Here is a 9,614-nt window from a genome sequence, read left to right as displayed (position 1 = left end):
ATATTCGCGGAGTCTACATGAACGACCGGAATCACTTGTCTAAGGTGTCATCGACTACATCGGTGAACATTATCGAAGACGGTATTGTCGATATCCCTATGCTGCAATTGCTCAATGAAGATGGTGAGCTACTCAAGGGCGCAGTCGCACCTGAGTTAAGCCAAGATCAAGCAACGCGCATCCTAAAAACTATGGAATACATTCGCTTATTAGATGAGCGTATGATTGCAGCCCAGCGTCAGGGGCGGATTAGCTTTTACTTAGCGTGTACCGGCGAAGAAGCTGCTACAACAGCCAGCGCTGCAGCATTGTTTGAACACGATATGATCATGTCACAATATCGCGAACAAGCCGCTCTGGCCTACCGCGGTTACACCACTGAACAGTTCATGAATCAAATGTTCAGTAACCGACTGGACCCCAATAAGGGACGCCAAATGCCTATTCATTATGGTGATAAAGCGCTTAACTTTATGACCATTTCATCGCCATTAGGCACCCAAATCCCGCAAGCCTCGGGCTATGCGTATGGCCAGAAACTACAAGGCAATGACGCAGTGACTATTTGTTATTTCGGTGAAGGTGCTGCATCAGAAGGTGATTTCCACGCCGGCTTGAACATGGCGGCTGTACTCAACTGCCCGGTTATTTTCTTCTGCCGAAACAATGGGTATGCCATCTCTACACCCGCGGAAGAGCAATTTGCCGGCGACGGTATCGCTTCTCGCGGTATTGGATACGGGATTAAAACTATTCGCGTTGATGGTAATGATGCGCTTGCCGTATTTATTGCAACTCAACAAGCCCGTGAAATCGCATTGAAAGACAAGTGCCCGGTATTGATTGAAGCTATGACCTACCGCTTAGCGGCACACTCAACGTCAGATGATCCAACCGGCTACCGCTCAAAAGAAGAAGAAGCCAAGTGGCGCTTAAAAGATCCTATCAACCGCTTTAAACAATGGGTTATAGGCAAAGGTTGGTTCGACGAGGCAGAACACGAGGCGTACATTACGAAGTCACGTGAGGATATTCTTGCTGCGGTGAAAACAGCCGAAAAAGTTGCCGTATGTGACATTGATGACTTGGTAAATGATGTATACGACACGGTTCCATGGCACTTAGAAGAACAACTCACTCATTTGAAAACACATATTAAAAAGTACCCGGATAACTATCCGAAAACGTCAGCGGAGGTCAAATAATGGCCAAGATGAATTTACTCCAAGCAATTAATAATGCGCTGATCACCGAAATGGAACGCAATGAAAAGGTCGTGGTTTTCGGTGAAGACGTTGGTCATTTTGGCGGAGTCTTCCGAGCAACAAGTAACTTACAAGAAAAGTTTGGTAAAGACCGCTGCTTTAACTCACCGCTAACAGAGCAGGGTATTATCGGTTTTGCAAATGGTTTAGCTGCACAGGGTTCGTTTCCGGTCGCGGAAATTCAATTTGCCGATTACATCTTCCCAGCGTTTGACCAAATCGTTAACGAAACGGCGAAATGGCGCTATCGCTCTGGTGGTCAATTTAGCTGTGGTTCATTGACTATTCGCACCCCGTACGGCGGCGGTATTCACGGTGGTTTGTATCACTCACAATCCCCTGAAGCCTACTTCGCACATACACCGGGGCTTAAAATTGTAGTACCGCGTAACCCCTATCAGGCAAAAGGCCTGTTATTGGCGTCAATGCGGGATGACAACCCCGTATTGTTTATGGAGCCAAAACGCCTATACCGTGCCGCGGTAAGTGATGTACCTGAGGAAGATTATACCCTGCCATTGGGCAAGGCTGATGTGGTCGAGGAGGGCTCTGACATCACATTAGTTGCTTGGGGCGCGCAAGTCGAAGTTGTACAACAAGCGGCAGCCATGGCACGTGAAGACGGCGTAAGCTGCGAAGTGATTGATTTGCGCAGTATCTTACCGTGGGATGCGCAGCGAATTAGTGAGTCAGTAATGAAAACTGGCCGTTTGTTAATTAACCACGAAGCGCCGCAAACTGGCGGTTTTGCAAGCGAGATCGCTGCGACGATTCAAGACAAATGTTTCTTGTATCTTGAAGCACCCATCGCGCGTGTATGTGGTTTGGATACGCCATATCCGCTGGCGCACGAAAAGGAATACATGCCGGATCATTTAAAAACCTACGAAGCTATTAAGCGTACAATGAATTACTAAGGGTAAAAGATTATGAGCATTGATTTTATTTTACCCGATATTGGCGAAGGCATTGTTGAATGCGAATTGCTGGAATGGTTAGTTAAAGAAGGCGATCGGGTAGTCGAAGATCAGCCTGTTGCCGAGGTTATGACTGACAAAGCGACCGTTCAAATTCCTGCCATGTACTCGGGTACAGTGGAAAAGCTTTATTATCAGGTAGGCGAAATAGCCAAAGTACATGCACCATTGTTTGCCATGGTAAAAGATGGTGACACAGCGGCAGCGCCAGTGTCTGACGAAGCAGCCGAGGTTGCCAAAGAGCCTACAGCCACTGAGACACCAGCCGCAAGTAGCGGCGGTGTGGAAGACTTTATTTTACCGGATATTGGTGAAGGAATTGTTGAGTGTGAAGTGATCAAGTGGTTAGTCGCCGAAGGTGAAGCCGTTGAAGAAGATCAGGCTGTTATTGAAGTAATGACGGATAAAGCCGTGGTTGAAATTCCAGCTAAACATTCAGGTACCATTGTTAAGCACTACTACAAAGAGGGTGAAATAGCTAAAGTGCACGCACCTCTTTTTGCTCTGCAATCTGAGCACAGTAGTGGTGCCGCAGCCACAAGCAAGCCGGCAGTTGCTGCTGCGCCAGCTAGTGCTACAACGGTGGCGGCAGCTAACCATTCCGAACAAGGAGGCGAATTTGAACCTCCGGTTGCGATCCCTGGTCGCGTGCTGGCGAGTCCTGCTGTACGCAGAATCGCGCGTGAACGCAATGTCGACTTGGTTGCAGTAAAAGGGTCAGGTAAAAAAGGTCGTGTATTAAAGCAAGATGTACTGGCGGCAGCGTCTGGTGCGACCGCTGGCGCATCGCAAAGCCCTGCACCGAATATTGCAACGCAAAACGCCCCAGAGTTGTCAGCTTCCGCGCCAGTAGCGAGCAGCCGAGAAGATGTCACGGTTAAGGTGAAAGGCATTCAGGCAGCCATGGCTAAGCAAATGACTGAATCAGTTAGTACGATTCCGCATTTTACGGTTAGTGATGAATTAGAAATGTCAGCTCTGATTGAACTCCGCGGACAGCTTAAGGCGAGCCTTGCTGAGAAAGGGATAAAACTATCGTTTATGCCTTTCTTTATCAAAGCACTATCGATGACCTTGCAGCAATTCCCGGTGTTGAATAGCCGCTTGTCCGCTGATGGTTCTGAGCTTACGTATTTAGCGGATCACAATATTGGTTTGGCAGTCGATAGCAAGATTGGTTTGTTGGTACCTAACATTAAGCAGGTGCAAGATAAATCGATTGAGCAAATTGCGGTTGAACTCAATACCTTAATCGACAAAGCCCGTGAGGGTCGGTTGAGTAATACTGATTTAACCGGCGGTACGATTAGCATTTCAAATATAGGTGCTATCGGTGGTACAACCGCAACGCCAGTGATCAATAAGCCCGAAGTAGCCATTGTCGCATTGGGTAAAACTCAACAATTACCTCGCTTTGATGCCGATGGTAAGGTCATTGCCGCAAATATTATGACGATAAATTGGTCAGGTGATCACCGAGTAATTGACGGTGCAACTATGGTTAAATTTAATAACCTGTTTATGAGTTATTTGCAAAACCCAGCAACAATGTTGGTTAGCTTGCGATAAATTAATTGCGTGCGGCATCGAGCCGCGCGCTTTTCAAGTTTACTCAGGGGGTCACAAATGATTAAATGCTGGCATAAAATCCCCCTGGAAACTCAGTTTGTTAAGCTATAAACACGCCTTTCACAGTGGCAACCACGCCGACGTTATAAAGCATCTAAGCTTGTTAGCTGTGTTGGAAAAGCTGGCGCAAAAAACCAAGCCTTTTTCGGTTATTGATACTCATGCAGGCGCAGGTGCGTACGCGCTCGACGACGCACAAGTTGAACAAAACAAAGAATACCAAACGGGTGTGGCGCTGATTAATGCCGCCACCCAGCATCACGGATTATTACAGCGCTACCAGGCATTGCTTATTACCGCGGCAGAGCAGGGGGTATATCCAGGCTCCCCTTGGCTAGCGGCTAGTCAGTTACGTGATAATGATCAACTGACGCTTATGGAACTGCATCCGTCTGAATATCAAAAATTAAAGCGCCAGCGTTTTTTACGCAACGCGAATATTCATAACCGTGATGGTTTTGAAGGGCTACTGGCGACTACGCCGCCCCAAATTAAACGCGGTGTGGTGCTTATTGACCCACCATATGAGCAATTAAGTGAATATGAACAAGTGAATTCGTCGGTGGGTAAATTGCTCCGTCGTTGGGCTAATGCGTGCGTTTTAGTGTGGTACCCAATGCTAACAAAACGGGCAGGTCAGAAAGCCAAAGCCAGCGAACAAATGCAAGCGGCATTAGCCCAACTTGAATGCGCCAGCGCATTTAATTTACAACTTGAAGTCAGTGACCCCACCAGTGATGTAGGCATGTACGGGTCAGGGATGTTGATAATCAATCCGCCATGGCAACTGTTTGAATCTATCGAGGCCGTCTTGCCCGATTTATCGCACCAGTTAGGTGCGACCAAAACTACACTTGATTGGCTAGTGCACGCTGAGTAGTCATGCAGAACCAAAGTGATTTAAAACACTTTTACATCCCCGAAGAGCAGAGCATTTATTTGCTCTCTCATGCGGACGCCAAAAAATTAAAAGATTGGTTCGCGCTCTGTACTAAACAGTTGCAACGCTTGGGCTATAAAAACATTGAGATGATCGGTAAAGGCGCTTTTGGCTTTGCCTTCGCTGGCACTAATAACCGCGGCGAAGAACATGTGTTTAAGTTTTCACGTATTAACCTACCACAACACGTTCAAGATCGTCTTGAAGAAGAAGCCTTTATGCTCGGCCAAGTGCAGCATCCGCACGTGCCGCCATTAATTCAATTTCAACAGATCAAGCGACAATCCATTCTTGTCATGCACCGAGCACAAGGTGAAGATTTAGAGAAAGTTTCATTACGCTTAGGACCACTGCCGGTAGGGATGCTGCTGAAAATTGCTGTACAGCTTGCCGATGTGTTGATTGCACTGCGCACCAACAAAACTGTGAAGGGGTTAAAGCCAATTGTGCATGGTGATATTAAGCCGTCAAACGTGGTTTGGGATGCCGCCACAGAGACTGTAGGCTTGATAGATTGGGGCAGTAGTGTCCATGCACAATTAGATGAATACGGTCAGCATGTTAATCAAAACGTGATGGATTTGATGTCGGCTGATATCCAGCACACTAATTCGCGCTTGGGCGATGTGTATTTTATCGGCGATGATCAGCTAAATGGGGCGTTGTCCTCGCCACGCTTTGACGAGCAAGGTCTTGCTAGTACTTTGTATGCGTTGGCATCGGGGCAGTCTGCGCGGTTTGGACGCCACGTGATCCCCCCTTCGGCACTGGGTTTACCGCGGGTGTTCGCAGATATTTTAACTGGCTTACTCAGTGACGATGACAAACAACGACGAGCGGCAGGCGATGCCTTCTTTAAACACATATACCTGCTGAAGAACATCAAGTTGGCAACTACGCCGCCACCGACCATGGCTGCTTTAATACCCTCCTGGGCTACGCGGCGAGAAAAAGAAATTGAGACTGTTGTGTATAGCTCGAGAAAATCTTATTTACGACAGCAGGCAGAAATCGATGAAGACGATTTAAAATACATTAATGATGCCCAGTTTGAGCGCTATTACAAAAACTATATGCAGGGTATGGGCGAAACAGAAAAGGCGTTTATTGCTGCCGTTTCTCGCTTAGGTAAATATCCGGTGGTTGGCGGTTTGGTTGTGCGTTGGCAGCCAGAAGGTGTATTTATTGATTCAAGCCTCAATTTGTTCGACCCAGAACTCAAATACAGTTTTGATATGTCGGTTAACGTGGTTGTTACACTCGCGCGAGCGATCCACCGCGATGGTATTTTTAAAAGTTGCATGTTCAACGCCAAAGACACCTTACACATTGAACGCGATGATGAGGCACAGGCGTTTCAGCCGAGCGCGGGTATGCGTATACCGTTTGAGAAAAGCAAATTATCGGTATTTGAGGATGAAGGCCGGATGCACTCGTATTTTGAAGATGGTGAAGATCCGGACGAGTTGCTTAAGTTACCCGAGCCGTTACTCGATATTATCGCCCAACTGAACAAAATCCATCACACCGGTTGTATTATATTCGAGGCATTACCCAAACACTTGAAAATACACAACTATTACAAATTGCTCGATCATCGCGAAGAACAGCGTTTTTCTGAGTTATTGGAGCGTGTAATCGAACTAATACCAACTATTGAGGGTATTGGCATTTCAGGTTTTATGAAATTACCCTATAAAGATACGCGCTTCTTTGAACATCGAGCAAAGGCAAAAACGCATTATTATCCCAATCAAACAAGGGCAAGTGAATGACACAAATTGCATCCCTAGAAGAATTAATGGCACTGGAAACGTTAGATGCTTCACTCTATCGTGGAATTAGCTGGGACTTGGGCTTTCGCGCCCTTTTTGGGGGGCAAGTATTAGGACAGTCTCTAGAGGCAGCAACGAGAACTGTGCCTGACGATCGGGTATGTCACTCTTATCACTCGTACTTTTTACTACCCGGTGATGCGAGTAAGCCGGTTATTTATGAAGTAGAAAACGTCCGCGATGGCGGTAGCTTTTCCACGCGTCGCGTGAAAGCAATTCAAAACGGGAAAAACATTTTCTACATGACCGCATCGTTTCAAGTACAAGAAGACAATTTAACCCATCAGTTTGCTGAGATGCCGGATGCACCCGATTGTGAATCTACATTGAGTGACGTCGAATTTTATGAACAAAACGGGCATTTGATTGGCAAAGGGATGCGCAATGCGATGCATTACCACAAGGCCATTGATCTGCGCACAGTGGAGGCAATGAAACCTTACAGTACTGAAATTACTGTGCCACAAAAGCAGGTATGGTTGCGTGCGCCGGTGACATTACCAAATACTGACAGCTTGCACCGCGCAGTTTTGGCCTACGCGTCTGACTTTCACTTTCTGGGTACCGCCTTGCAGCCTCATGGGGTAGCTATAAATGACCCTAAGTTGCGGATCGCTACCATCGACCACTCGATATGGTTTCATCAAGAGGTCAATATAAACGAATGGCATTTATATGTAATGGAAAGCCCCAAAAGTGGCAATGCTCGCGGGTTGGTCAATGGCAAGATTTTTAATCAACACGGCGTGTTAGTCGCCAGCACTGCGCAAGAAGGCTTGGTGCGTTACACAGGGGGCAAATAATGATCTACCAGTTTAAACAACACTGTCCGGATATCGCTAATAGCGCTTATGTTGCTCCTGGTGCGCATGTTATGGGGAAGGTCGTAATACATGAAAATGCTAGCGTATGGTTTAACGCCGTGATTCGTGGAGATTGCGATACGATTACCATTGGAGAGTCAACAAATGTGCAGGACGGCAGTGTATTACACACTGACTTTGGTATTCCCTTGACATTAGGCAAGGGAATAACCGTTGGTCACAAGGTTATGTTGCATGGCTGTGAAATAGGCGACTACAGCCTAATTGGTATAAATGCCGTAATCTTAAATGGTGCTAAGATTGGCAAGTATTGTGTAATTGGTGCTAATTCACTCGTGACCGAAGGTATGGAGATTCCGGACTATTCTTTGGTGATGGGCTCCCCAGCAAAAATTGTAAAGACAATTCCTGAAGCAATGGGCGAACAGCTGGAAAAATCGGCCGCACACTACGCCCAAAATGCGAAGGATTTTAACAGCCAGTTGACGTTAATTAGTCAATAGCAGGCTGTGTGCTTGTGGTTTTATTACGCATAAAAAATGCCCAGAATTAAAAAATTCTGGGCCTAGGGGAATGGCTCATTGCTGAGCCGTGCGCTAACTTTTCCTTGGGAGAAATGTACTACAAAATTTCGAACATTAATAATAGAACATAATTGGTTAAATATTAAACATATTTTCCTAAAAAGTTCAGATTACTGCAAATTCTATTGCTATTAGACCACAAAATGACCGGTTCCGATTGCAGCTGAACGCCAATATTGGCTGCTAATCGAGTATTTTTTCCTAACAAACAATTTGTTATTTTGTAAAAAAAAATTTGTTCCACTGGTTATCCACAAAGTTATCCTCAAAACATAATTTGCGTGAATGTCTGTTATGGGTAATTGAATTTCTGTGAATGTATGAAACAATCACAAAAGATTCTCCCGGAGGTATTCAATGAGTGATACGCAATCTCGCCAAAACTATTCAACCTTTATTCCACAACAACGCACATTAATGGGACCTGGTCCCTCTGATGTCAGTCCTCGTGTATTGAATGCGTTAGCTCGTCCAACGTTGGGACATCTAGATCCGCAGTTCATTGGATTAATGGATGAAGTCGGGGATTTAATGCGGTACGTATTCCGCACAAAAAATACCTTAACCATGCCAATTTCTGCGCCAGGATCTGCGGGTATGGAAGCCTGTTTCGCTAATTTGGTTGAGCCAAATGACAAGGTCATTGTGTGTATAAACGGAGTATTTGGCGGCCGGATGAAGGAAAACGTCATCCGTTGCGGTGGTGTTGCTGTTGAGGTTGTAAGTCCCTGGGGAACACAAACCTCTCCCGAAGCGCTTGAAGCCGCACTTAAACAGCATCCGGATACCAAAATCGTCGCGTTTGTACACGCAGAAACGAGCACCGGTGTGCGCAATGACGCTGAAACGCTATGCCGGATCGCCAAGCAGCACAACTGTTTGACTATTGTGGATACAGTAACATCGCTGGCGGGAGTGCAGCTTGAGGTTGACGATTGGCAAATCGATGCAACGTACTCCGGCTCACAAAAATGTTTAAGTTGTGTTCCTGGTATTTCCCCTGTGTCGTTTAGCGACGCCGCAGTTAATGTTATACAAAACCGCAAAACGCCCGTACAGAGTTGGTTTTTAGATATGAACCTTATCGTCGGTTATTGGGGTAAAGGGGCTAAACGCGCCTATCACCATACGGCGCCGGTGAATAGTTTGTATGCAATTCACGAGTCATTATTAATGGTTCATCAAGAGGGCCTTGAAAATGCCTGGCAGCGTCATGCCGCACATCACCAAAAACTTGTTAATGGTCTGGAGAGCTTAGGTTTGAGCTTTGCTGTTAGCCAGGACTACAGGCTCCCACAGTTAAACGTAGTCAACATTCCTGATGGTGTTGATGACGCAGCAGTCCGGAGTGAATTGTTACGGCGTTTCGGTCTTGAAATTGGCGCAGGTTTAGGTGAATTTGCCGGCAAAGTTTGGCGGATTGGTTTGATGGGAAGTACGTGTACAGAGAAAAATGTTCAACACTGTATCGCAGCCTTGGATGCGGTGTTAAATAACTAAAATTACTCAAAAAAAAACATCTGGTGTACCATGTAAGTAGATCGGTTTTGAGATGGTTAC

Annotated in this window: 8 protein-coding genes; all 8 read left to right on the top strand. The window is 46.2% G+C overall.

The genetic code is table 11. From position 1 onward, the window contains the following. Positions 1-17: 17 nt before the first annotated feature. The 8 genes from QTP81_RS09840 to QTP81_RS09805 all read left to right on the top strand — a co-directional run bounded on the left by QTP81_RS09840 (position 18) and on the right by QTP81_RS09805 (position 9,554). Positions 18-1,205, top strand: a complete 1,188-nt coding sequence (locus QTP81_RS09840; RefSeq protein ID WP_289365179.1) for a thiamine pyrophosphate-dependent dehydrogenase E1 component subunit alpha — start codon at positions 18-20, stop codon at positions 1,203-1,205. Continuing rightward, positions 1,205-2,182 (top strand): alpha-ketoacid dehydrogenase subunit beta, encoded by a 978-nt coding sequence (locus QTP81_RS09835; protein ID WP_289365178.1) that lies wholly within the window; start codon positions 1,205-1,207, stop codon positions 2,180-2,182. Before QTP81_RS09840 ends, QTP81_RS09835 begins: the two co-directional genes overlap by 1 nt. 12 nt (positions 2,183-2,194) lie before the next feature. Then, a complete protein-coding gene (locus QTP81_RS09830) occupies positions 2,195-3,811 on the top strand; it encodes a dihydrolipoyllysine-residue acetyltransferase (RefSeq protein WP_289365177.1) in 1,617 nt (538 codons plus the stop codon). A 97-nt stretch (positions 3,812-3,908) separates the two neighbouring features. After that, positions 3,909-4,751, top strand: coding sequence for a 23S rRNA (adenine(2030)-N(6))-methyltransferase RlmJ (locus QTP81_RS09825; RefSeq protein ID WP_289365176.1), 843 nt, complete (start codon positions 3,909-3,911; stop codon positions 4,749-4,751). A gap of 2 nt (positions 4,752-4,753) precedes the next feature. Then, positions 4,754-6,586 (top strand): protein kinase domain-containing protein, encoded by a 1,833-nt coding sequence (locus QTP81_RS09820; protein WP_289365175.1) that lies wholly within the window; start codon positions 4,754-4,756, stop codon positions 6,584-6,586. Further along, positions 6,583-7,449 carry an acyl-CoA thioesterase gene (locus tag QTP81_RS09815; RefSeq protein ID WP_289365174.1) on the top strand — a complete coding sequence of 289 codons (867 nt, stop codon included), beginning with the start codon at positions 6,583-6,585 and terminating at the stop codon, positions 7,447-7,449. Before QTP81_RS09820 ends, QTP81_RS09815 begins: the two co-directional genes overlap by 4 nt. Continuing rightward, a complete protein-coding gene (locus QTP81_RS09810) occupies positions 7,449-7,973 on the top strand; it encodes a gamma carbonic anhydrase family protein (RefSeq protein ID WP_289365173.1) in 525 nt (174 codons plus the stop codon). The genes QTP81_RS09815 and QTP81_RS09810 overlap by 1 nt, the downstream gene beginning before the upstream one ends. Positions 7,974-8,471: 498 nt before the next feature. Beyond that, positions 8,472-9,554 (top strand): pyridoxal-phosphate-dependent aminotransferase family protein, encoded by a 1,083-nt coding sequence (locus tag QTP81_RS09805; protein ID WP_289365633.1) that lies wholly within the window; start codon positions 8,472-8,474, stop codon positions 9,552-9,554. Positions 9,555-9,614: the final 60 nt, after the last annotated feature.

It is taken from the genome of Neoalteromonas arenosi (genome assembly GCF_030362855.1).
Classification (GTDB): Bacteria; Pseudomonadota; Gammaproteobacteria; order Enterobacterales; family Alteromonadaceae; genus Alteromonas_E; species Alteromonas_E arenosi.
This window is presented reverse-complemented; position numbering and strand designations above follow the sequence as displayed.

Excerpts from the sequence above, each read along its gene's own strand:
- QTP81_RS09840 (WP_289365179.1), top strand. The coding sequence starts at position 18 with ATGAACGACCGGAATCACTTGTCTAAGGTGTCATCGACTACATCGGTG.
- QTP81_RS09835 (WP_289365178.1), top strand. The coding sequence starts at position 1,205 with ATGGCCAAGATGAATTTACTCCAAGCAATTAATAATGCGCTGATCACC.
- QTP81_RS09830 (WP_289365177.1), top strand. The coding sequence starts at position 2,195 with ATGAGCATTGATTTTATTTTACCCGATATTGGCGAAGGCATTGTTGAA.
- QTP81_RS09820 (WP_289365175.1), top strand. The coding sequence starts at position 4,754 with ATGCAGAACCAAAGTGATTTAAAACACTTTTACATCCCCGAAGAGCAG.
- QTP81_RS09815 (WP_289365174.1), top strand. The coding sequence starts at position 6,583 with ATGACACAAATTGCATCCCTAGAAGAATTAATGGCACTGGAAACGTTA.
- QTP81_RS09810 (WP_289365173.1), top strand. The coding sequence starts at position 7,449 with ATGATCTACCAGTTTAAACAACACTGTCCGGATATCGCTAATAGCGCT.
- QTP81_RS09805 (WP_289365633.1), top strand. The coding sequence starts at position 8,472 with ATGGGACCTGGTCCCTCTGATGTCAGTCCTCGTGTATTGAATGCGTTA.